Raw genomic sequence first — 22,437 nt, forward strand, 5'->3', positions numbered from 1 at the left:
TAGTCCCTTTCGAATGAGCAGGAGGTGACGAAATGCTCGTCTTCATCGCGCGGAGACTGGTCATCTCGTTTTTCGTCCTCCTGGCGGCCACTTTCATCATTTACGTGCTGACGGCGCTCTCGGGCGACCCGTTGGAAGACCTCCGCCAGGACAACAGCCCCAACAAGGCTCTCAAGATCGCCGGCCGCATCGAGCGAATGGAACTCGACGTCCCGATCCCCATTCGCTACATAGGCTGGCTCGGCCGCCTCGTCCAGGGCGAGCTCGGTGTCAACCGCGACGGGCAGGAAATCGCCCCCCTTCTCGGCAACGCCCTGTCCGCCACCCTCCAGCTGGTGCTCGCCGCCACCGTGATGGCGATCATCGTCGGCATCGTCACCGGTATCGTCTCGGCGCTCCGCCAGTACAGCGGTTTCGACTACACCGTCACCTTCGCCGCCTTCGTCTGCTTCTCCCTGCCGCTCTTCTGGATCGCGGTGATGCTCAAGCAGTACATGGCCATCGAGTTCAACAACTGGCTGAAGGATCCCAGCATCCCGCCCACCGTCCTCGGCGGCCTGACACTACTCGGCGGCCTGATATTCGGCGCGCTCACCGTGGGCGATCGCAAGCGGCGGCTTCTCTCCTTCGCCGTCGGCGCCGCGATCAGCGGCGTGCTCTTCACCCTGCTCTCGGTGACCCGCTGGTTCGCCGACCCCGGCTTCGGCCTCCCCCTCGTCCTGGCCATGTCGGCCGCGGCGGCGGTGGGTATCACCGCCCTGTCCGCCGGGCTGCGGCAGCTCGGGCCGCTCTACGCCGCCCTCGGCGCCACTCTGGTCGGCGCACTGGCCTCCCAGGTGCTCGCGCCGGTGCTGGTCGACCCCACCTGGGTGGAGATCATCGGTCTCGCCCTGCTGACGGTCGCGGTCTGCGTCGGCCTCGGCTACGCCTTCGGCGGCATCCAGCGCCGCCAGGCGATCACCGCCTCGGTGCTGACCGGGCTGTTCACCGGCACCCTCATCTTCGTGGACCACATGCTCCAGGCCTTCGACTCCTACAGCCACGTGGTCCGCGGCCGCCCGATCTCGACGATCGGCGCGCGCACCCCCAACTTCGCGGGCGACTTCTGGCAGCTGAACCTGGACTCGGCCGGTCACCTGCTGCTGCCGAGCTTGGCGCTCATCCTGATCTCGCTGGCGACCTACACGCGCTACAGCCGGGCCAGCATGCTGGAGGTCATGAACCAGGACTACGTCCGTACGGCTCGCGCCAAGGGCCTGCCGGAGCGGACCGTCGTGATCAAGCACGCCTTCCGCAACGGGCTCATCCCCATCACCACCCTGATGGCCTTCGACTTCGCCGGCGTCATCGGCGGTGCCGTGGTCACCGAGAACGTCTTCGGCTGGCAGGGCATGGGTAACCTGTTCATCAACGGCCTCAGGCAGGTGGACCCCGCCCCGGTCATGGCGTTCTTCATCGTCACCGGGACCGCGATCGTCGTCTTCAACATGATCGCCGACATCCTCTACGCGTACCTCGACCCGCGCATCCGGCTGTCCTGAAATCGGAGAACCACTCATGACGCTCAATGCGCAGGCACCGGCGCCTGACACCTCATCCGATGCGCAGGGCATGGCGATCGTCGCCCGCACCCAGGGTCAGATGGTCCGCCGCCGCTTCTTCCGGCACCGCGCCGCGCTGGCCGGGATGATCATCTTCGGGCTCATCTTCCTCCTGGCGTTCACCTCCATCGGCTTCGCCGGCATCCCCGGCTGGTGGGACAAGACCTACCTCGACACCGGCGCGCTGGTGAACCGGGGCCGGCCGACCCTCAGCCTGATCCCCGAGTTCCTCGGCGGTTCCGGCATCCACCTCGGCGAGCACCCGTTCGGCCAGGACGACATCGGCATCGACTACTTCGCGCTGACCATGCGCGGCGCCCAGCAGTCGATCATCATCGCGTTCGTCGTCGGCATCGTCGCGACCGTCCTCGGCACCATCGTCGGCGCGGTGGCCGGTTACTTCCGCGGCCGGATCGAGGCCGTGCTGATGCGCCTCACCGACGTGATGATCACCATCCCGGTCCTCATCATCGCCGCCGTCGTCGGCCGGATGATGGGCGACAGCGGCGTCTTCGTCCTCGGCGCCTTCCTGGGCATAGTGACCTGGCCGACTCTGGGCCGTCTGGTCCGCGGCGAGTTCCTCTCTCTGCGCGAGAAGGAGTTCGTCGAGGCCGCCCGCGCGATCGGCACCGCCCCGAGCCGGATCATCTTCCGGCACATCCTGCCGAACACCGTCGGCGTGATCATCGTCAGCGCGACCCTGGGCATCGCCAGCGCGGTGCTGCTGGAGTCGGCTCTGTCGTTCCTCGGCCTCGGCATCCAGGCCCCGGACACCTCTCTGGGCCAGCTGATCAGCCGCTACCGGAGCGCGATGGTGGTCCGCCCCTGGCTGTTCTGGTGGCCCGGCATGTTCATCATCGCCATCGCGCTGTCGATCAACTTCATCGGCGACGGCCTGCGTGACGCCTTCGACCCCCGACAGACCCGGGTGCGTGCCTAATGACGACTCCTAACGTGCCGATCGAGCCCCGCAAGGGCGACGTGCACACCTATGACATCGCTCCCAACCAGCGAGACGCCGCCGGGGAGGTGCACGTCGGCCTGACGCTGGACACCGTCCGGCCGCCCTCCGAGGAGGAGATCCTCAAGGTCGACAACCTGACCGTGGAGTTCCCGACCGAGGACGGCGTCGTCCACGCGGTCCGGGGCGTCTCCTACAGCCTGCGCGAGCGCGAGGTGCTGGGCATCGTCGGCGAGTCCGGCTCCGGCAAGTCGGTCTCCTCCCTGGCCGTCATGGGCCTTCTGCCCAAGAGCGCCCGGATCAAGGGTCAGATTCTCTTCCGCGGCGACGACATGCTGAAGATGTCCGCGCGCAAGCAGCGGAGCCTGCGCGGCCGCAAGATCGCGATGGTCTTCCAGGACCCGATGACCGCGCTGAACCCGGTGCACACGGTCGGCGACCAGCTCGCCGAGGCGGTGCTCGCGCACGAGCTGATTCCGCGCAAGGCCGCGCTGGCCCGCGCCAAGGAGATGCTCGACCTCGTCGGCATCCCGCAGGCCGAGGCCCGGCTGCGCAGCTACCCGCACGAGTTCTCCGGCGGTATGCGCCAGCGCGCGATGATCGCCATGGCGGTCATCAACAACCCGGACATCATCATCGCCGACGAGCCGACCACGGCCCTCGACGTGACCGTCCAGGCGCAGATCCTGGAGAAGCTCCTGGAGGTCAAGGACGCGGTCAACGCGGCGATCGTGCTCATCACCCACGACCTGGGCGTCATCGCGGGCATGGCCCATCGGGTGCTGGTCATGTACGCCGGGCGTCCGGTCGAGGTCGGCGACACCGACCCGGTGTTCGAGGAGCCCCGCATGCCGTACACGGCGGGCCTGCTCGGCTCCATCCCGTCCCTGGAGACCACCGGCAGCCGGCTCCGCCCGATCAAGGGCACTCCCCCGTCACTGATCAACCTGCCGACCGGCTGTCCCTTCTCGCCGCGCTGCCCGCTGGCCGACGACAAGTGCAGGACGGCCGAGCCGGAGCTGACCGAGACCGACAGCGGCGGGCACTTCGCGGCCTGCCACCACTGGGACCGGCTGGCCGCGGTCGAGGACCCGACCGTGTTCTTCCGCACCGAGAGCGAGACCCTGGCATGAGCGTGAAGACCGAGCAGACGCCCGCTCCGCACCAGGAATCGGCCGGCGGCGACCACCTGCTTGAGGTCAAGGACCTGGTGATGAACTTCCCGGTCCGGGGCGGTGGTTTCCTGCGCCGGGTGGTGGCCCACGTCCAGGCCGTCAGCGGGGTGTCCATGCACGTGGACGAGCGTGAGACCCTCGGCGTGGTGGGCGAGTCCGGCTGCGGCAAGTCGACGACGGGCCGGGCGATCCTGCAGCTACACAAGCCCACCTCGGGCTCGGTGCGGTTCCAGGGCCAGGAACTGACCACGCTGTCGTACAAGCAGATGCAGCCCGTACGGCGCGACATGCAGATCGTCTTCCAGGACCCCTACGCGTCGCTCAACCCGAAGATGCCCGTCAACGACATCATCGCCGAGCCGCTGAAGGTCCACGAGCGGTGGAAGGACGGCGGACCGGACCGGGTGGCCGAGCTGCTGCGGCTGGTCGGCCTGAGCCCCGAGCACGGCAACCGCTATCCGCACGAGTTCTCCGGCGGCCAGCGCCAGCGCGTCGGCATCGCCAGGGCCCTGGCCCTGGAGCCGAAGCTGCTGGTGCTCGACGAGCCGGTCTCCGCGCTGGACGTGTCGGTCCAGGCGGGCGTGGTGAACCTGCTGGAGGACCTGCAGGAGTCCCTGGGACTCGCCTACATCTTCATCGCGCACGACCTGTCGGTGGTCCGCCACATCTCCGACCGGGTCGCGGTGATGTATCTGGGCAAGGTCATCGAGACCGGCCCCAGGGACGACCTCTATGACCGCCCCGCCCACCCTTACACCCAGGCGTTGCTGTCGGCGGCTCCCATGGCCAACCCGAAGGAGGAGCGCGCCAGGGAGCGTGTCATCCTCACCGGCGACGTGCCGAGCCCGCTGGACCCGCCGAGCGGCTGCCGCTTCCGCACCCGCTGCTGGAAGGCCCAGGACATCTGCGCCACCGAGGAGCCCCTGCTCGTCGACCGCGGTAACGGCCACCCCGTGGCCTGTCACTTCGCCGAGGTCACCGCGCGCTGATCCGATCGCATGAGGCGAGCCGTACGGGATGGTCTTCCGTACGGCTCGCGGCGTTTCAGGGGCGGGTGTCGTGTTCCGGGGGCCGTGCGGGTGAGACGAACACCCCGGCCCGGGCCGCGGCCAGCGCGGTCTCCGCGGCCCGATGCGCCGCGGTCTCGTCGAAGGGCTCGCCGGTGACGAACAACCGGTAGTACAGCGGCGCGCAGGCGGTCCGCACGACGTCGACCGCGTCGGTGCCCTCCGGCAGTTCCCCCCGTGCCACCGCCCGGACCACCACCTCGGCGGCCGACACCTGGCGGGCTTCGAAGAACCGGGTGAGCGCCCCGGCGGCCTGGGGCGAGCGAAGCGCGGCGACGATCAAGGCCCGGGGTGCGGCGCCCTCTTGAGGGTCGGCGAAACCGGTGTAGACGGCCCGGGTGATCGCGTGCAGATCGCCGCGGAGCGACCCGGTCTCGGGCACCTGCCAAGGCTGCTCGGCGGAACGGGAGAGCACATCGGCGATGAGCCCGTCCACCCCGCCCCACCTGCGGTACAGCGTGGCCTTGTGGACACCCGACCGGGTCGCGACGGCCTCCACGGTCAACTCGTCATAGCCCCTGTCCGCCAGCTCGGCCAGGGTCGCGTCGAGTGCGGCCGTCCGGACCCGGGCACTGCGCCCACCGGGCCGCCTGAGGGGCTCCGCCAAAGTCGACTCCAGTTGCTTTAGTAACTAACGGTCTGTCATGCTCATCATAATGCGACTTGAATCGCTTTATGAGCGAAAGGCATCCTATGACCACCATCCCCAGCCCCGACTCCCTGCACCCGCTGCCCGGCCACCATCGGGTGGTCCAGCTCAAGCCCCTGGTCAAGGACCCCAGAATCCAGGTGGGCGACTACACCTACTACGACGACCCCGAGCACGCCACGGAGTTCGAGCAGCGCAACGTCCTGTACGGCTACGGCCCCGAAAAACTGATCATCGGCAAGTACTGCGCGATCGCCACCGGAACGCGCTTCATCATGGCCGGGGCCAACCACCCGACCATGGGGGTGTCCACCTTCCCGTTCACGATCTTCGGTGGAGAATGGACGGAGCGGACCCTCGACATCATGACGGCCATGCCCACCCGGGGCGACACCGTCGTCGGCAACGACGTCTGGTTCGGCTACAACACGCTGGTCATGCCCGGAGTCCGCATCGGCGACGGGGCCGTCATCGCGACCGGCGCCGTGGTCACCTCCGACGTCCCGCCGTACAGCGTCGTCGGAGGCAACCCCGGCCGGGTCGTGAAGCGCCGCTTCGAGGATGCCGACGTCGAGCGGATGCTCCGGGCCGCCTGGTGGGACTGGCCGGTGGAACTCGTCACCGAGCACGTCCGCACGATCATGACGGGCACCCCCGCCGAGATCGAGGCCATAGCTGACAGCAGGTGACAGGTATGGGTGCGAGCCTGGAGCCCAACTCATCGATCAAGGAGATCTCCATGCCTCGCGCCAACGGCACCTTCACCATCGACACCTGGGAGCCGCAGCCCTACGACGAGGCCGAGGGCGCCGCGCTCTCCCATGTCCACGCGACCAAGACGTTCGACGGCGACCTGCTCGGCACCAGCACCACCGACATCATCACCGCGATAGCCCAGGTCGAGGACTCGGCGGCCTACTGCGGCTTCGAGCGCTTCACCGGCACCGTACACGGGCGCAAGGGCACGTTCGTCCTCCACCACACCGCCACCAGCCACGCCGGAGAATCGTCCTTGAGCTGGACGATCCTCCCCGACTCCGGCACCGGCGAACTCCTCGGCATCCAGGGAGGGGGCCAGATCGTCAACGACAACGGCGACCACTCCTTCCACCTCGACTACGAGCTCGGCTGAGCCCGCCGCCGCCTCCGAGCGCGCTCGCGGTGCCGTCGCTCAGTTCCCGGGCAGGAAGGCCCGCAGCCGGGTCGCGAACCGGGCGGGATCCTCGACGAAGCCGATGTGACCGCCGGGGAACATCGTGGGCTCGATGCCGAGCGCCGCGGCGAGCGCCTTCGACGCGCGGTCGCAGAGCTGCCCGGCCGAGTCCTCACCGATGCCGACCACGATGCGGGTCCCCACCGAGCTCAGGGCGGGGAGGTCGGGCCGCCAGCGGACGGTCGCGCGCAGCTCGTGCGCGAACCAACGCTGTTCGTCCGCGACCACCCGCGGGTCACGCTCGCCCCCGAACATCGCCTCCATCGCGCCCTCCGGCATGGTGATATTGGCCTGGACCATGAACTTCGCCCAGGCTCCCATGACGTCACCGGCGAGGTAGGTGGCGATGATGTCCTCGGTCGCGGCGTGGAGCCGCTCGCGGTCCTCAAGCAGCTCATCCAGCGGGGGCTCGTGGGCGATCACGGTGTGGACCTGCTCGGGGTGGGCGATGGCGAGCGCCAGCCCGCTGACGGCTCCACCGCTGGAGCCGAAGAGCACGGCCGGGCCCGCGTCGAGGTGGGTCAGCAGCCGGGAGAGGTCGTCGGCACGCAGCTGCGGGGTCGAATCCTGGCCGGGGTCGTCGACCGGGCTGCGATTGATGCCCCGCGGGTCGGTGGTGAGCACGGTGTGGTCGGCGGCGAGCAGGTCGGCCAGCGGTGCGAAGAACGTGGCGTCCATCGGAGCGCCGACGAGCACCACGAGGGGGCCCTGGCCCCGCACCTCGTAGTGCAGCGTGGCGTCGGGGACCTTGAGGGACCCGGTGGTGACGGTCGTCGTGTGGTTCATGGGAATCTCCCGTAACAGTACTGCGGCACTTGATCGAATGTTTGATCGAAGTAGAGACTCCCGTCGTGGGGCAGAATCATCGCTCGTGAGCGAAATTTTTTTGCGGACTGTCGACAGGGCAGCAGAGGGTCTAGAGGATCTCGATCTGGTCCGGGCGCGCGACGGGGACGACGCCGCGTTCACCCGCCTCGTGGAGCCGCTGCGCCGGGAACTGCACGCTCACTGCTACCGGATGCTCGGCTCGGCCCACGACGCCGACGACGCCCTGCAGGACGCCCTGCTGCGGGCATGGCGGGGGCTCACGCGCTTCGAGGGCCGTGGCTCGCTGCGCTCGTGGCTGTACACCGTGGCCACTCGCGCATGCCTGGACGTCGTCGAGACCCGGGGCAGACGGGCCCTGCCCGTCGACCTCGGCCCCTCCAGCGACCGCGCCGTGGCCGGCGACATCCCGCTGACCGACGTCGCCTGGCTGGGCCCCTATCCCGACGCCGGTCTCGGCGACGGGCCGACCGGCCCGGACGCGCGCTATGAGCAGCGCGAGGCCGTCGAACTCGCCTTCGTCGCCGCCCTGCAGCACCTCCCGGGCAACCAGCGGGCGGCGCTGCTGCTCTTCGAGGTCCTCGGCTTCTCCGCCGCCGAGATCGCCGCCATGATGAACACGACGACCGCGTCGGTGAACTCCGCCCTGGCGCGGGCCCGCAGGATCGTCGCGGAGAAGGTTCCCCCTCGCACCCAGCAGCAGACGCTGCGGGGGATCGACGACGCCCGGGTGCGGGAGATCGTCGCCGTGTACTCCGCCGCACTGGAACGCGGCGACGCCGACGCCCTGGTCGCGCTGCTGACCGAGGACGTCACCTGGTCGATGCCGCCGCTGGCGCACTGGTACCACGGCCTTGAGGCCGTCACCGACTTCGCCGTGCGGATCCCGCTGACCAGCTGCGGAAGCTGGCGTCACCTCCCGACCAGCGCGAACGGCCAGCCCGCCGTGGCCCTCTACCTCTGGAACGACGACGCCGGCGCGCACCTCAGCTGGTCGATCACCGTGCTGACCCTGCGCGGCGAGCGGATCGCCGAGATCACCTCGTTCATCGGCCCCGACCACTTCGCTTCCTTCGGCCTGCCCGCCTCGCTCCCCTGACCCGGCACGACCCTCACGCCGACAGCCCGCCCGTCGCCGTCGGCAACCGTGTCCCGCCGTCCTTGGGACCGGGCAGGTTGGGACCGGGCAGGTTGGGACCGGGCAGGTTGGAATCGAGCAAGTTGGGACCGGGCAAGTCCCGCAAGCGATCCGTGCAACCCCGCTGCAAGGCGGCGCGGTTATCACCGAGAGCACGAGCGGGTGCTCAGCCGCGCCGGATCCCCAGCTCGATCGCCCGGTCGTCCACGCGAAGCAGCTCGCCGGCGCGGTCGAGCAGCGCCCGGCGTTCGGATTCGGTGTGGGCGACGGCCGCGGCCCGCCGGAACAGGGAGGCGGCCCGGGCGCGGTCGCCATGGCGGGCGGTGAGATCGGCTTCCACGGCGACGGCAAGCGGGTAGTCGTCCAGCGCGCCGCCGGCGCGGGCCTGGGCGAGCAGGGCCAGCCCGACCGCCGGCCCGTACGCGTAGCCGTGCGCCACGGCACGGTTCAGCTCGATCACCGGTGAGGGCTGGATCCGGGCGAGCCGGTCGTACCACGTGGCGATCGCCGGCCAGGCGGTGTCGTCGGCGGAGGCGGCGGTGGCGTGGCAGGCGGCGATCCGGGCCTGCAACGCGTACGGGCCGTCCTCCGGTGTCCCGGCGAGGATGCGCACACCCTCGGCGATCGCGGCGTGGTCCCAGCGGAGCCGGTCCTGTTTGTCCAGGGCGAGCAGGTTGCCGTGCCGGTCGCGGCGGGCGTCGCGCCGGGAGTGCTGGAACAGGAACAGCGCCAGCAGCGCGGACACCTCGCCCTGATCGGGCATGAGCCGCCGGAGGAGCCGGGCCAGGCGGATCGCCTCGTCAGCGAACGCGGGCCGGCCGTCGGCGTTGTAGCCGTGGGTGAACAGCAAATAAAGAACCGCCAGAACACCGGGGAGCCGTTCGGTGAGCGCCGCGCCGGTCGGGACCCGATACGGGATGCCCGCATCAGCGATCTTCGTCTTGGCCCGGGTCAGACGCCGGGTCATGGCCGGCTCACTGACCAGGAAGGCCCGCGCGATGTCGGCGGTGGACACCCCGCAGATCGTTCGCAGTGTCAGCGCCACGCGCGCCTCCAGGGCGAGCGCGGGGTGGCAGCAGGTGAAGATGAGCCGCAGCCGGTCGTCCGCGACCTCCTCCGCCGGGGCCGGGCTCGGATCGGCGAGCGCGAGCGCCGCCAGCTCGGCCAGCTTGCGGCGTTCGACCGACGCGCGGCGCAGCACGTCGATCGCGCGGTTGCGAGCCACCGTCATCAGCCAGCCGCCCGGGTTGCCCGGAACGCCCTCGCGAGGCCACCGCTGCAGGGCGAGCGTCAGCGCCTCCTGGGCGCAGTCTTCGGCCAGCGTCCAGTCGCCGGTGACGCGAATCAGCGTGGCGACGATCCTCGTGTACGCATCCGCGCTCGCGGCCGCGACGGCATCGGCCGTCGCGGCCGCGAGCGGATCAGTCACGCCGTCAGCCGTCCAGGTCCACCAGCGGACGCAGCTCCAGTCGTCCTCTTCGAGCCATCGGGTGAGCGCGGGCCACCTCGATCGCCTCGTCAAGGTCGGCGCACTCCAGCAGGTCGTAACCCACGATCACCTCCTTGGTCTCCGTGAACGGACCATCCGAGACCAGCAACCGGCCGTTGCGGACCCGGACCGTCGTGGCCGCGGCCGTCGGCGCCAGCACGCTGCCCTCCAGACGGCGGCCACGCGCGTCGTTCTCCGACACCCACGCCTCGATGTCGGGCTCGGCGGCCGGATCGGTGTCGGGCTCGGCATCGGTGCACACGAACATCATGTACTTCATCTTCACTCCTCGGTGTCGTGGGACTCACCACAATGACGAACCAGCGGCCCGGATCCGGACACGGGCACCCCGAAATGTTTCGGAATTCCAACCGGCCGGGCGGCCATCCGCATCGACGGCCGAGGGCGATCTCACCTCCTGTCGCTCAACCGGTCACCTGGCTGCCGGCCGACCGCGGCGCCCATGACACCGTCGCGCGCGGGCCGGCCGGTTCGACCTCGACGCGGGGCTCGGAGAGCCGCAAAATTTCATGTCCGCGAGATTGATGAAGAGAACTTTCAGGGATATGTTCACGATCGACCCGTCATTCCCACAGGCGGTGAGATGTCGACATGTTCCCTGACGACTTCCCTGACGACGGCCTTCCCCTCCCATCAAAGTTGATCACCGTGCCGCCGGCATAGCCCTGTCGTCATGGGACTCGTCGACCTCAAGGACCTGGGCGCCTAACCGTATCCCTCTTTACCCCCCCGTTCGGAGAGGTGAGCATGCCCACAACCGGCAGGCCGGCCTGGCCTAAGACCCTCAGATTCGCGATCCCTGCCCTCTTGGTCACTCTCGCGGCGGCGCTGCTCCCCCAGCCCGCCTCAGCGCAGAGCCCCGATCTCCTGGCCACGTCCCACAAGAGCCCGTTCAACTGCGGGAAGACCTTCTACGCCAACAACTGGTACCCGGGCCACAGCCCGTCGGGTGCCATCGACTGGCAGGACTACGGAAGCGATGACGTCGACGGCGAAACGGTGCGTGCCACCGCTTCGGGCACCGCGTACTTCAACGACGCGGGAAGTACCAGTTACGGCAAATGGGTGGAGGTCCGTCACGGTGACGGCACCAGAACCCGCTATGCCCACCTCGCGACCATGGTGAGGTCGGCCGGCAGCTCCATGAGCGTCGGCCAGGGCACCGCGATCGGAACCGTCGGCTCGACGGGCGGCTCCACCGCTCCGCACCTGCATTACGAGCAGCGGACCTCCACCGGCGCGGTGGACACCAGCCCGACCGTGGACGGCGTGACCGTGTCCTTGGGCGAGAAGAAGGCCATTACGAGCAGCAACACCTGTAGCGGCAACCCCTACACCCCCGAGGGGGTCTGCGGCAGCGGTTACACGGTCATCGACTCAGTCGGCCTCACCGGTGGCCGCACCTACCTGCTTTACAACTCGGGCAACGGCTACAACTGCGTCGTGACACTGAAGACGACGAACGTCGGCTCACCGTCGCCGATGTCGGCCTTCCTGGAGCCGCAAGGGGAAACCAGGACGACCGACTCGGGCAGCTACGACTACTACGCGGGGCCTGTCAGGCGCGACGCGGCCCGGCAATGCGTCAGGTGGGGCGGCTCGATCGGCAGTAGCTCGTACACCAGCCCCTTCGAACACTGCGGTTGAAGCACGGCTCACCTGCCGATCGGCCGTTGAAGAAGTCGCGAAACCTGCCCCAGGCTCGGGGCGGCAAGCCCGATGAGCGCCCGAGCCTTCCGCCCCATCCATGCCACAGGCCGCAGCCCGCCTGCACAACCGGCTGACGGCCCCTGAAACGACGGGATCCCGCCCGATCATCAAGATCAGACGGGATCCCGTCCTGTTCGCTCGGTTCCACGTAGGTGCGGCCGGTGGCCTCGGTGCCGACGCGGGTGACCCGCTGACGCCGTTGCGGGTGCTGGGCATGACAAACCGGGGTACGGCGTTCATCCGAAAAATATGTTGGTATTATTTTAATGTGACAAGACATGCTGAGCCGGATGTACGCCGCACACAGATAGCCGAGGCGCTGTTGAGCACCGTGGCCGAGCGGGGGTTGGCACGGACCACCCTGGCCGACGTCGCGCAGGTCGCCGGTACGTCGGTAGGGCTGGTGCAGCGCTACTTCCGCACCAAGGACGAGTTGCTCAGGTTCGGCGTCGAGTACGTGTACCAGCGCGCCGAGGAGCGAGTGCGGGAGGTGCCGATCGTCCCACCGATCCGCGAGGTCGTGGTGCGGCTGCTGGAGACGGTCCTGCCGCTGGATGCGGAGCGGGAGAAGGAGTTGCGCGTCTGGCTGGCGTTCATCCAGGCATCGCTCACCGACTCGAAGATGGCGGCCATCCACAAGGCCGCGACCCACGGGCTGATCGATGGTGTGCAGGAGGCACTGGAGGGTGCGCAACGCGCGGGCGATCTCGCACCCGAGGCCGACGCCGCGGCTGAGGCCATGGCGCTGGTGGCATTCGTGGATGGGCTGAGCCTGCATCATGCGGCGACGGGCAAGGGTTATGGGGCAGCGGAGATAAGGGCGGCGCTGGGCACGTACGTTGACCGGCTGTTCGGCGGCGGAGCGGCCGCATGACCGTGACGCTCGCGCTGGCGCTGGTCGGACTCAGCCTGGTCGACAGCACCAGCTTCGGTACCCTGCTGATCCCGATCTGGCTACTGCTGACGCCTGGACGGCTACGCATAGGCCGGATCGCCGCCTACCTGGCCACGGTGGCCGTGTTCTACTTCTGCGTCGGGATCCTGCTGACCCTGGGCGCCGACGCCGCGCTGGAAGCCTTGCGCGCAGCCGTTGCGGGCATACCCACACTCGCCCTGAAGATCGGGCAACTCGTTCTGGGGGCCCTCATCATCGCCGCGAGCTACCGGCTGGAGGCACGGGTCCGGCGGCAGGGTGGGCAGCCGGGCAAGATCCGGCACTGGCGGGCCAAGGCGATGTCCGGATCAGGCAGCGTCGGCAGCCTGATGGGCCTGGCCCTGCTGGCCGCGTCTCTCGAAGTGGCCACGATGCTGCCTTACCTCGCCGCGGTGGGATTGATGGTCAACGCCGACCTGGGCTGGCAGCTCACCGGCGCCGCCCTCGCCGGATACTGCGTCGTGATGACCCTCCCGGCCATCGTGCTGGCCGTCGCCCGGTTCGTCGCCCACCACAGAGCGGACCCCCTGCTACAGCGGGCCAACGACTGGTTGACCAGGAACAGCGCGAAGGCACTGGGCTGGGCCCTCGGCGGCATCGGTATCTCCATGACGCTCAACGCGGCCGCTACGTTGCTCCTCGACGGGTGAGCGGTCCGCGCCACACGGGGTGCCCGTAGTCTTGGCCGAAAATCCAACGAACCCGCCTATGACCTGCGGACACGGCGGGCCGGCTCAGCTGCTGGGGGCGGCGCCGGCCGCCCGACTGCTGGATCACGGCAGGCAGGCGGGCCGCACCGGCCCGCCTGCCGTCCGGTGAGCGCAGACTCAGCCGCAGTTTCTCGGCTTCAGGGACTTGGACCAGGCCGGGAGTTCGTCGGTGATCTGCGGACGGGTGACGGACCAGAGTTCACGCCCTCGTCCCGGCACGAGCTCCTGGCCGCCCAGGAAGACGTAGGAGGTCTTGTCGAAGATGAAGGATTCGCGGGAGATGGTGCCCCCGGGGCCCAGGTTGTCCACCCGGGTCACGGCGATGCCCGTTTTGCCGGTGGCGTCCTTGAGCTCTTCCGTCTCGATGCCCGGCAGGGTCGCGGCGATCTTGAAGATGGCCGCCTGCAGCTTGGGCGGCATCGGGCGGCCGAGGACGCCGAGGGCGCGCCAGATCTGGGTCGCGGTGTCCTTTTTGAGGACCATCTCCTTGCCGTATTCGGCCAGTTTGTGCCGGAGCTGCTCCTGGTCGGTCGGCCACCCACGCAGGTCGGCGTAGGTGGGGCGGCCGTGGCCGGGGCACCAGGGCCCGAGTTCCTTGTACTCGCCGCGGCCGCGATGGGGGCGGGACTTCGACGGCTTGCCCCAGCTGAGTCTTGGGCGGGAGCCGTCGACGGACTCCCAGAACTCGCCCGTGATGCGGCGCGAACCAGGATCGGGAACCCCCTTCTCGGGGCGCGACTCCGCGATCTGCTCATAGTAGAGGTACTGGTCGTCGCGGGGTTCCGGCCACGGGGTGGCGATCGCGGCCTCGGCCGCCAGCCTCAGCACCTCGGCGGCGCTCGCGGGCGCGGCAGGCTTGAACGTCTGGATGGCGATCACTCCTGCGGTCATCGCCGCGACCAGGCCGCCTGCCAGCATCAGGCGCCGCAGGCCGACCCTTCGGGCCCGGGGCCGGCGCTTCGTGCGGGCTTCGGCCAGGAGGGCGGTACGGGCGGGGGCGAGGCGGTCCGCCGTGGGGTGCGCCTTGTCGGCGAACAGGTCGCGCAGCGCGTTCAGATCGGTCAGGTCGTTCATGAGGTCTGCTCCGTCGTAGGGTCGGTGCTGCCGATGGCGTTGCGGACGATGGCCCGCGCGCGGTTGAGGCGGGAACGGACTGTTCCGATCGGGATGGACAGGGCGTTGGCGACCTCCTCGTAGGTGAGGTCGGCCCAGGCCACGAGTAAGAGGACGTCGCGGTCGCGGGCCTTCAGTGAGGCGAGCGCCTGAGCGAGAGGGCGGCGTACGGCATGCGCGCTCGCCCGCTCAAGAGCTTGTTCCGTGGCGTCGTCGGCGTCGGGAAGCACGCCCATTTTCGAGTACGCCTTATAGCGGTGTATCTCGGCGCGCTGATGCCGGCGGATGAAGTTGGTCGCGAAGCCGTACAACCAGGGGAGGGCCTCCGGACGGGCGGTGTCGTAGTCGCGGCGCGGCCTGAACGCGGCGAGGAACGTCTCGGAGACGACGTCGTCGGCCGTGTCGTCGCCGAGCCGGCGGGCCACATAACGGTGGATGTGTCCTGCATGCCTGTCGAACAGCAAGGCGAAATCCTCGGGATCTCGCCACGACCGTTCGATCAGGGCGGCGTCAGACAGGGTCGTACTGAGCGGCATGTGGTTGGGCCTTCCCAAGGAAGTAGTGTCACCCGTCTTTCACACGAGTCAGGAAACGAGTTCACGGGACGCTGCCCACCTCCCGGCAGGCTCGGGTGAAGGCCAAGAGCGCGCGCCAAGATCCGCCGCCGCGGCCAGGCGCGTTGGGCGGTATCGGGTTCCCCCGCCCGCCCAGCAGCCCCATGAACCCGAAAACGACGAAATCCCGCCCGATCAAGCCGGTCGGACGGGATCTCGTCGACTTCCCTCAGGCCGCCTCACGAACGGCCCCTCTATGAGGTGTTCACGAGTAGACCTGGCCTGGCACAGGAGCAGGAGTCAGAAGATCGCTCCCCGGCCCGGGTTTGATCGTTTCCCTCATGTCCCTCAAGTGAGACCAGGACTGCTGGATCAGTCGTAGGTGGCGATCTCGATGAGGTTGTGGTCCGGGTCTCGGATGTACAGGCTGGTAATCGGGCCAAGCGCACCGGTTCTCGGGACTGGCCCCTCTTCGATGGATACGCCCGCCGCGGTCAGATGGGCGGCCACCTGATGCAGGGGCGAGCTGGTGATCAGGCAGAGATCGGCGCTGCCGGGCTCCGGGCGAAGGGCATGCGGCCTGATCTCGTGCCCGGCCTGGTGCAGGTTGATCTTGCTGGGGCCGAAGGTGAGCGCGTGGCGGCCGTCGCCGAAGGTCACCGGCTCCATGCCGAGGGCGTCCCGGTAGAAGTCGATCGTCCGGGAGATGTCGGCCACGGTCAGAACCAGGTGATCGAGGCTTGCGATGCGGACCGCGAAGGTCTCCTTGGCGGCCTCCCAGGCGATCGGTGGCAGCAGGTGCCGGTTACGGGCGAAGAACGCATGCAGCGCGGCCCCGTGTTTGGCGCGGATGTCTGCGTTGTGCCGAACGACGTCGATCTCGTTCGCAGCCGTAATCAGGAGAAATGCCTCCAGCTCGGCGCCGGAGGGATCCATCGGTTGGCCCGTGAAGCGGTCCACGAAGCGCAGGGCGGGGTAGGTCGCTGTACGGTCGCAAGAGGCGTAGAGATATACCAGTGCCTCGGCCCGGGACCCGATCATCTCGATCAGTGTGGCTCGATCGGTGAGGTCGAGGAGTCGGCGGTCGTAGCCGTCTGTGCCGTAGGTTGCGTGACATAGTCCGGCGAGCTGTACGTCTTCGTCTGCCCCCCAGGCCTTGAGCTGGGCTGCGACGCGTTGCAGGTGCTGCAGGAGTGTGCCGCCGGGGTGAGGGATCTCGGCGGCGCCCCTGGAGGTGAGGAATGTCGTCGAATCCGTGAAGGTATCCGCTGTCATGATCCCGGTTATACGCCACCGGGCGAGAGCCGATGGGCAGCAGCGCGGGGTGGGCCCGGCCGGGATCAACGACCACGGCGTCGAACCGGGCTGCCGGGTCACCGCCCCTCGGGAATCCGGGCACGCGAAGAAGCGGAGACCCCGGTCTCCACCGGGGTCTCCGCGATTGAGGGTGCTGGAAGAGCTATGAGGGTGCTGGAAGAACCGAACCGGCAGGCATCGGCCCCTGTCCGAGGCCTACAGGGTCAGGCCTGGGTCACTGGCCCGGCTTCGCGCCCAGGTCGTCGACGTAGCCCATGGCCTCGTAGGTCTGCCGGAGCAGCGGCGTCGAGTTCCCCTCTTCGATGACATCGAGCTCCAGGAGCTTGGCGGTCTTGTCGTCGAAGAGCAGACGGTAGGTGATCTTGTCAGGCTCGTCGTGGTCGTTGGGCCCGGTCGTCTCCAGGGCGACCCCCGTACGCCCCATGCCGTCGGCCACTCCCGTCTGCGACTTCAGACCAGACGTGGAATCGGCCAGCACCTGGTAGAGGGCCGCCCTGGTGCCCGGTGTGATCGGCGCGGCCAGCAGGTCCGCGCCCGTTCCCCACATGTAGAGGGCGCGCGACCCCGACTTGTCGCTCCGCTTTTCGTACAGATCGTTCAGCTTGGCCTTCAGCCCCTCCTTGTCGGTCGGCAGCTTGGAGACGTTGGACCAGGTGAGGGAGTCGTTGCCGATCGAGACGATGGTCTCCGGCGCGCCTTCCTTGGTCTGCGGCCGGTCATTTTCAGAGAGGCGAGGCGAGCCCGCCTGCTTCCACTTGGCCTCGTCCTCGGGAGTCGCGAACTCGATCTTCACGTCCTGGTTCGTCATCGAGCGGCCGGTCGCGTCCTTGAGCGATCGCCAGCTCTCGGTCGTGTCGCCACGGGTCGCGGTGTACGGCAGTCTCGCCTCCTTCACCGCGCGGATCTTCTCATCGAGCTCCTTCTTGGCGGCCTTCAGCTCGGCGGGCTTGCCCTTCAGCTCCGCCTCCTTGGCCTCCAACTCATCGATCAGTGGCATGATCTTGGCCTTGTACTCCTCCGGGGCGACACGGACCATCTGGCCGGTGCGCACCCGCGAGTACCAGAACTTGCCCGACGTGATCGGCTCCTCGGCGGCCACCTTGGCCGCCGCGAGCAGGATCATCCGGGTGTTCGCGGCGCTACCGATGGTCGTGGACTTCGCCCCGGCGTCCACCGAGGGCGCCCGCACGCCGGACTGCTGGGCAGTGACCGGATCGCTGGACGATGCATCCCCCGAGGCCAGCTGCGGAACGACGATCGCCGCGGCGGCGAGCCCCGTCACCGCAGCGGCGGCGATAACGAGCAGTGGTCGGCGCTGAGCCATGGAGAACCTCCGAAAGTGTTGGGGTGTACGAGGTGACTGGAACGCACGGGCGAGATCGGCCGAGCGGCGCCGCCGATAGGCGTCCTCGGTGAGCGCATCCGGGCGTAGTGTGGCGATCAGTTCATCGATCGGGTCTTTTTCGTTCATGCCTGTCCCTGAAAGGTGAAGCGAGGTGAGGGCTTGAGCGCCTCGGCCAGGCGACGACGTGCACGATGCAGCCGGACGTTGTACGTGCGAGGCGAGCAGCCCGCCACCTGAGCCGCATCCTCCGGGGTGAGGCCGTACCAGTTGGCCAGGACCACCGCCTCGACGTCCTGTTCACGCAGGCCGGCCAGTACGGCGAGGGCCTCCTGCCGGCTGGCGACCCGCTCGGCCACGTCGCCCTCGACGAAGGTGCTCAGCCCGGCGAGCCGAGCGATCAATTCGTCACTGCGCAGCCGGCGGACACGGTGGTTGCGCAGCAGGTTTCGGGTCACGCCGAGCAACCACGGCAACGGTGGATCGGGCAGATCGTCCAGACGCCGCCAGGCGACCAGAAAGGTCTCGCTGGTCAGGTCCTCCGCCATGGCCGGCTCGGCACGCAGCAGGGCATAGCCCAGCACGTTCCGGTAATGCCGGTCATAAAGGTTGGTGAATCGTTCTTCTGGATCGTCCACACTTAGAACTGTCTCGGAGTGCCCTCCCGATTACCGGGCAACCAAAATTCACACCATTCTCATGCCGTGCCGGCGCAAGCGCCTCCCGGCTGCCGCCCGCACACGGCAGGCCGCCACCATCCGACCGCTGACTCCGATCCCGGCCAACCGCACAGCACACCGCCACCTGCTCGCGCGTCACATGGCCCACGAGCACATCGTCACGGGGATGGCCATCGCGATCCGCGCCGGCGCGCCGACCGCCGATGCCGTGGCCCTGGAAGCGCGCAAGGCCGCCGAAACCGACTCCATCATCAGCACCCAACCGTTCACCGCTGCCGACTCATCATCGTCAGGGGCGACGGTGACCTTCCTGACCGAGCGGCGCCTGGCCCAGACACGCGCCCGCGTCAACGGGCAGCATCCCGCGAGTGACTGACACAGGCCCGGCTGCCCCTCAGGCCAGTCGATACTCCCATCCCTCCTGCCAGCCGAAGTCGGCGTCCGCCAGTTCTTCCAACGGGATGCCGTTGATGAAGTGATCGAACGCCCACCGTGTCGCGACGTGTCCAATCACCAGGATCCGGGTGTCGGACCATCGCAAGGGCAGATCACCAAGAAAGCGGCTCACGCGGTGCACCGCTTGTTTCCAGCTTTCTCCCCCTGGATAGGGCTTGTCGAGGTACTCAGATCGGTTCTGGTGCAGCTCAATCGCGAGCATGCCGTTGTTGTCGCCGTAGTCGCACTCCCGAAGCCGCCAATCATGCAGGATCGGAATATCGGCGCCGGCGAACGCCAGGGAAGCAGTTTCGACCGCTCGGGTGAGGTCAGAGGTGAAAACGGCGGCGAGGCCGTCCTTGCGCCGCCGCTCGCCCAGTTCCACGGCCAAGCGTCGGCCTCGTTCAGACAGGCATCCGGGCAGCCACCCCGTGGCGATCCCCCGCTCGTTGTCCTGGCTCATTGAGTGTGTTTCGAGCACGATCTCTATCGCCATGACGTCACGCTAGCGCCGGCGTTGACACGCCTCCTCCCCCTTCTCCCACAGCGGACAGCCACATTCATCACCTTGTAGAGCACGCGACGTGGAAGCCATCCCGCGCTACATACCCGGAGGTGCTGTCCGTTCTCATCAACATTTCGGGGCCTTGCGATCGACAGGCGCTGCCCGAACTGAGGATCTGGATCAAACTCCGTGATCCAGGTCCCGTTCCCGCCTACGGAGCCGAAGGGCAGGCGTCCGTGACCAGGGGCGAGGGGCCGGCGAGGTCCAGGGGGGCGGCTCGCGCTGATCAGCCCTGAACGGTCGGGCGGATGGTGATTTCGCCGATTTCAATGTCGTGGGGCTGTTCGATGGCGAAGGCGATGACGCGGGCGACGGCTTCCGGAGCGATGGCGAACTCGTCCATGTTGCGGCGGATCTGCTCGCGGACCTGGGGATTTTCGATCGAGTCGGCGAGCTCGGTGCGGACTACACCCGGCGACACCGCCGTCGTCCGCAACACGCCGTCGGTCGACTCCTGCCGCAGTCCCTCCAGCAGGGTCCGTACGGCGTTCTTGGTCGCGGCGTACACCGCCTGGGTAGGGACGATCTTCAGGCCGGACGTCGACACTGTGGTCACCAAGTGGCCGTGGCCCTGCCGACGGAACACTGGCAGCGCGGCAGCGATCCCGTGCAGCACCCCGCGCAGGTTGACGTCGATCATCGCCGACCAGCCGTCCACGTCGAGTTCGGACACCGGCCCGATCTTGCTGATGCCGGCGTTGCTCACCAGCACGTCCAGCCGGCCGAACTCCGCCACGGCCTGGCCGACGAGCCGTTCGAGGTCCTCGCGCCGTGCGACGTCTGTGGCGCAGGAGATGGCACGCCCGCCGCGGTCCCGGATGTCCCGGGCGAGGTCATCGAGGCGCTCTGCCCGGCGCGCGCCGAGGACGACCGCCGCGCCGTGCTCGGCGAGCAGGCGCGCGGTGGCCTCGCCAATGCCGCTGCTCGCACCGGTGATGGCGACGACCTTGCCGCTGATGGCTGTCATGAAAATCCCCCCAAGGTAAAGTGGACACGTGTCCGTATACGAGGAGCGTACCGGACACGTGTCCGCTTAGCCCATTCGACGAGCAGAGGAGCGATGGACTCAACCCGCCGCCGGGCCGACGCGGCCGGCAACCGCGCACGGATCATCCGGGCCGCGCGAGCGGCCATCGCGAACGACGACGAGATCAAACTCAATGCGATCGCCAAGCAGGCGGGAGTCGGCCAGGGCACCCTCTACCGCCACTTTCCGACCCGTGAGGATCTCCTCGCCGAGGTCTATCGGGAGGACGTCGGCGAGCTCGTGGCGGCAGCCCCGGCACTGCTCGCCGAACACGAGCCGCTCACCGCGCTGGCCCACTGGTTCGACCGGGTGGTCGCGTACGCGCAGATCAAACGCGGAGTGTTCGCCGCCGTTGAAGCAGCGGTGTGGCAGGATCTCTCCGCGCACAGCCTCGGCCCGATCGGTGACACGCTGACCACGCTCCTCGACGCCGGGAAGGCCAACGGGACCATCCGTTCCGACGTCGACGCCCGTGACGTCATCCTGCTCCTCGGCTACCTGACCCGCCTCGAACAGGCCGAGTGGGACACCAGAGCCGCGCGCCTGCTCCACATCGTCCTCGACGGACTGCGCTGTCGCGAATAGCCGGGCCCCGATCCCGGTGGACGCCTTGCGGGGACGGTCTGGAGGCCGGGCGGCGGCTGAAGTGGTGCCCGGTTCAGGGACGTTGGGGAGACCGTGGCAAGCACGGTCCGCCGTCTACCAGAACCTCACCTCGGGATAGTCGATCGACGGCTTGTCCAGCAACGGCTGACGCCTGCCCTTTAGGTGCAGGTCGAGGAAGGCGGTGACGTACGCGCGGGTGATCTTTATGGAGCGCTCGCCGTCGATCGGGTACTTCGGCAGCCCGAGCTGCGGCTGGAGTACCGCGTAATCGATGAAGCTCATGTGCTCAGCACCTGTCACGGTCAGCCAGCGTCTCCAGTCACCGGTCACGTGCGGCCAGAACAGGTCCCAGGAGCTCTTCTCCCCGCCGGTGTTCGGCTCCTGCCTCGGGTTGCCGATCATCATGAACGGCTTTTCGACCGGCTTCGCCGGCGTCCTCGGATTGTAGGAGCCATCTAGATTGACCGCGGCCTTGATCCGCTGAATCGCGGCCAGGAGGTGTGCGGCACTCTGACCGCCGACCGAATGCCCCACCATCGCGATCCTGGTCTCGTCGATCAGCCGGTTCCAGCGCTTGCTCTTCTCCAGTTGGTCCAGCACGAACGTCGTGTCGGCGGCTCTGACCCGGGCGACCTTCGCCCCCAGCTCCGGAGTCTGGCCGCCCTTGCCCGCCTCAAACGTGACGGTCCTGCCGTCGGGGAACGTGGTGGCCACCGACTCGTAGGTGTGCTCGATGCCTGCCACCAGGTAACCTCTGCTCGCGAACTCCTCGGCCAGCGAGGTCATCGTCGCGCGAGGCAACGTCATGCCGGGTGACAGAACCACCAATGGCCATCCGCCCTTCCGCCTCAGCGCGGGCGCATCGACACGGGCGTACGTCTTCGTCTTGGCGAGCGTGTCCGGCGGCACGTCCTTCAGCTGCGGCACACCTCTGATGATCGATTCCGACTCCTGAGGCGTGACGTACGGCGCCGGCTCGCCCACGGCCCTCCGCGCCGGATACCAGACCGAGACCATCAGCTCGCGCACCTTCATGCCGGTGGCCCACGGGTCGGGGCGGCTGGAGTCGATCAGGTGTATGTCCGACCGTCCGGCGGCATGGCCGCCCGTCGGCGCGGGCAGGGTGGGCACAGGGGCGGACGCCGCGGCGGACTCCATATCGATGGTGGTGAACATGGAGAGTGCGAGCACGCTCGCGATGACTGTCTTCCTCATGCCCTCACCATGCGGCAGGGCCCGACCGTACCGTCCCCGGCGAAAGTCACCCAGCACCCGCAACTTTCGTAGGGGGATGCCATTCAGATC

General features: G+C 68.4%; 24 protein-coding genes. 12 read left to right on the forward strand and 12 right to left on the reverse strand.

The window, feature by feature from the left end:
- Positions 1-32 precede the first annotated feature (32 nt).
- The 4 genes from ACFY2X_RS19630 to ACFY2X_RS19645 are packed head-to-tail and all read left to right on the forward strand — an operon-like array spanning position 33 to position 4,726.
- A complete protein-coding gene (locus tag ACFY2X_RS19630) occupies positions 33-1,541 on the forward strand; it encodes an ABC transporter permease (RefSeq protein WP_389939891.1) in 1,509 nt (502 codons plus the stop codon).
- Positions 1,542-1,557: 16 nt separating this feature from the next.
- Positions 1,558-2,541, forward strand: coding sequence for an ABC transporter permease (locus ACFY2X_RS19635; RefSeq protein WP_389939892.1), 984 nt, complete (start codon positions 1,558-1,560; stop codon positions 2,539-2,541).
- Positions 2,541-3,695, forward strand: coding sequence for an ABC transporter ATP-binding protein (locus ACFY2X_RS19640; protein ID WP_389939893.1), 1,155 nt, complete (start codon positions 2,541-2,543; stop codon positions 3,693-3,695). Before ACFY2X_RS19635 ends, ACFY2X_RS19640 begins: the two co-directional genes overlap by 1 nt.
- Positions 3,692-4,726 (forward strand): ABC transporter ATP-binding protein, encoded by a 1,035-nt coding sequence (locus ACFY2X_RS19645; RefSeq protein WP_389939894.1) that lies wholly within the window; start codon positions 3,692-3,694, stop codon positions 4,724-4,726. The genes ACFY2X_RS19640 and ACFY2X_RS19645 overlap by 4 nt, the downstream gene beginning before the upstream one ends.
- 55 nt (positions 4,727-4,781) lie before the next feature.
- Here the strand turns inward: ACFY2X_RS19645 and ACFY2X_RS19650 are convergent, their stop codons facing one another.
- On the reverse strand, positions 4,782-5,411 hold the full coding sequence (locus ACFY2X_RS19650; protein ID WP_389939895.1) for a TetR/AcrR family transcriptional regulator: 630 nt from the start codon (positions 5,409-5,411) through the stop codon (positions 4,782-4,784).
- A gap of 86 nt (positions 5,412-5,497) precedes the next feature.
- Here ACFY2X_RS19650 and ACFY2X_RS19655 point away from each other — a divergent pair, with 86 nt between their 5' ends.
- Both ACFY2X_RS19655 and ACFY2X_RS19660 read left to right on the forward strand, forming a co-directional pair.
- On the forward strand, positions 5,498-6,142 hold the full coding sequence (locus ACFY2X_RS19655) for a CatB-related O-acetyltransferase (protein WP_389939896.1): 645 nt from the start codon (positions 5,498-5,500) through the stop codon (positions 6,140-6,142).
- Positions 6,143-6,147: 5 nt separating this feature from the next.
- Positions 6,148-6,585 (forward strand): DUF3224 domain-containing protein, encoded by a 438-nt coding sequence (locus ACFY2X_RS19660; protein ID WP_389939897.1) that lies wholly within the window; start codon positions 6,148-6,150, stop codon positions 6,583-6,585.
- Between the two features lie 39 nt (positions 6,586-6,624).
- Here the strand turns inward: ACFY2X_RS19660 and ACFY2X_RS19665 are convergent, their stop codons facing one another.
- Positions 6,625-7,452, reverse strand: a complete 828-nt coding sequence (locus ACFY2X_RS19665) for an alpha/beta fold hydrolase (protein WP_389939898.1) — start codon at positions 7,450-7,452, stop codon at positions 6,625-6,627.
- 85 nt (positions 7,453-7,537) lie between these two features.
- Between ACFY2X_RS19665 and ACFY2X_RS19670 the strand changes: the two genes are divergently transcribed.
- Complete coding sequence (locus tag ACFY2X_RS19670) at positions 7,538-8,590, forward strand: sigma-70 family RNA polymerase sigma factor (protein ID WP_389939899.1); 1,053 nt, start codon at positions 7,538-7,540, stop codon at positions 8,588-8,590.
- A gap of 205 nt (positions 8,591-8,795) precedes the next feature.
- Here ACFY2X_RS19670 and ACFY2X_RS19675 read toward each other — a convergent pair whose 3' ends face one another.
- Positions 8,796-10,058, reverse strand: coding sequence for an RNA polymerase sigma factor (locus ACFY2X_RS19675; protein WP_389939900.1), 1,263 nt, complete (start codon positions 10,056-10,058; stop codon positions 8,796-8,798).
- Between the two features lie 4 nt (positions 10,059-10,062).
- The gene (locus ACFY2X_RS19680) at positions 10,063-10,398 is read right to left on the reverse strand and encodes a YciI family protein (RefSeq protein WP_389939901.1); all 336 of its coding nucleotides are present in this window, start codon (positions 10,396-10,398) and stop codon (positions 10,063-10,065) included.
- Between the two features lie 548 nt (positions 10,399-10,946).
- On the opposite strand from ACFY2X_RS19680, the gene ACFY2X_RS19685 reads away from it, so the two are divergent.
- The 3 genes from ACFY2X_RS19685 to ACFY2X_RS19695 all read left to right on the forward strand — a co-directional run bounded on the left by ACFY2X_RS19685 (position 10,947) and on the right by ACFY2X_RS19695 (position 13,433).
- A complete protein-coding gene (locus ACFY2X_RS19685; RefSeq protein ID WP_389939902.1) occupies positions 10,947-11,786 on the forward strand; it encodes a M23 family metallopeptidase in 840 nt (279 codons plus the stop codon).
- 331 nt (positions 11,787-12,117) lie between these two features.
- Positions 12,118-12,723, forward strand: a complete 606-nt coding sequence (locus ACFY2X_RS19690; protein WP_389939903.1) for a TetR/AcrR family transcriptional regulator — start codon at positions 12,118-12,120, stop codon at positions 12,721-12,723.
- A complete protein-coding gene (locus ACFY2X_RS19695) occupies positions 12,720-13,433 on the forward strand; it encodes a GAP family protein (RefSeq protein WP_389939904.1) in 714 nt (237 codons plus the stop codon). Before ACFY2X_RS19690 ends, ACFY2X_RS19695 begins: the two co-directional genes overlap by 4 nt.
- 177 nt (positions 13,434-13,610) lie before the next feature.
- Here the strand turns inward: ACFY2X_RS19695 and ACFY2X_RS19700 are convergent, their stop codons facing one another.
- The 5 genes from ACFY2X_RS19700 to ACFY2X_RS19720 form a co-directional block, all read right to left on the reverse strand.
- Entirely contained in the window at positions 13,611-14,567 is a 957-nt protein-coding gene (locus ACFY2X_RS19700) for a CU044_5270 family protein (RefSeq protein WP_389939905.1), read from the reverse strand.
- Complete coding sequence (locus ACFY2X_RS19705) at positions 14,564-15,142, reverse strand: RNA polymerase sigma factor (protein WP_389939906.1); 579 nt, start codon at positions 15,140-15,142, stop codon at positions 14,564-14,566. The genes ACFY2X_RS19700 and ACFY2X_RS19705 overlap by 4 nt, the downstream gene beginning before the upstream one ends.
- Before the next feature lie 390 nt (positions 15,143-15,532).
- On the reverse strand, positions 15,533-16,435 hold the full coding sequence (locus tag ACFY2X_RS19710) for a VOC family protein (protein ID WP_389939907.1): 903 nt from the start codon (positions 16,433-16,435) through the stop codon (positions 15,533-15,535).
- A 256-nt stretch (positions 16,436-16,691) separates the two neighbouring features.
- Positions 16,692-17,801 carry a hypothetical protein gene (locus ACFY2X_RS19715; RefSeq protein WP_389939908.1) on the reverse strand — a complete coding sequence of 370 codons (1,110 nt, stop codon included), beginning with the start codon at positions 17,799-17,801 and terminating at the stop codon, positions 16,692-16,694.
- A 143-nt stretch (positions 17,802-17,944) separates the two neighbouring features.
- Positions 17,945-18,457 carry an RNA polymerase sigma factor gene (locus ACFY2X_RS19720; protein WP_389939909.1) on the reverse strand — a complete coding sequence of 171 codons (513 nt, stop codon included), beginning with the start codon at positions 18,455-18,457 and terminating at the stop codon, positions 17,945-17,947.
- Positions 18,458-18,665: 208 nt separating this feature from the next.
- Between ACFY2X_RS19720 and ACFY2X_RS19725 the strand changes: the two genes are divergently transcribed.
- Positions 18,666-18,875, forward strand: a complete 210-nt coding sequence (locus ACFY2X_RS19725) for a hypothetical protein (protein ID WP_389939910.1) — start codon at positions 18,666-18,668, stop codon at positions 18,873-18,875.
- Positions 18,876-18,893: 18 nt separating this feature from the next.
- On the opposite strand, the gene ACFY2X_RS19730 is transcribed toward ACFY2X_RS19725, so the two are convergent.
- Both ACFY2X_RS19730 and ACFY2X_RS19735 read right to left on the reverse strand, forming a co-directional pair.
- On the reverse strand, positions 18,894-19,430 hold the full coding sequence (locus ACFY2X_RS19730) for a histidine phosphatase family protein (RefSeq protein WP_389939911.1): 537 nt from the start codon (positions 19,428-19,430) through the stop codon (positions 18,894-18,896).
- 295 nt (positions 19,431-19,725) lie between these two features.
- A complete protein-coding gene (locus ACFY2X_RS19735; protein ID WP_389939912.1) occupies positions 19,726-20,466 on the reverse strand; it encodes an SDR family oxidoreductase in 741 nt (246 codons plus the stop codon).
- A 93-nt stretch (positions 20,467-20,559) separates the two neighbouring features.
- Between ACFY2X_RS19735 and ACFY2X_RS19740 the strand changes: the two genes are divergently transcribed.
- Complete coding sequence (locus ACFY2X_RS19740) at positions 20,560-21,111, forward strand: TetR/AcrR family transcriptional regulator (RefSeq protein WP_389939913.1); 552 nt, start codon at positions 20,560-20,562, stop codon at positions 21,109-21,111.
- A gap of 114 nt (positions 21,112-21,225) precedes the next feature.
- Here ACFY2X_RS19740 and ACFY2X_RS19745 read toward each other — a convergent pair whose 3' ends face one another.
- Positions 21,226-22,347, reverse strand: a complete 1,122-nt coding sequence (locus ACFY2X_RS19745) for an alpha/beta hydrolase family protein (RefSeq protein ID WP_389939914.1) — start codon at positions 22,345-22,347, stop codon at positions 21,226-21,228.
- Positions 22,348-22,437: the final 90 nt, after the last annotated feature.

Origin of the sequence: Streptosporangium sp. NPDC000396, from assembly GCF_042898655.1 — a bacterium.
Taxonomy (GTDB): Bacteria; Actinomycetota; Actinomycetes; order Streptosporangiales; family Streptosporangiaceae; genus Streptosporangium.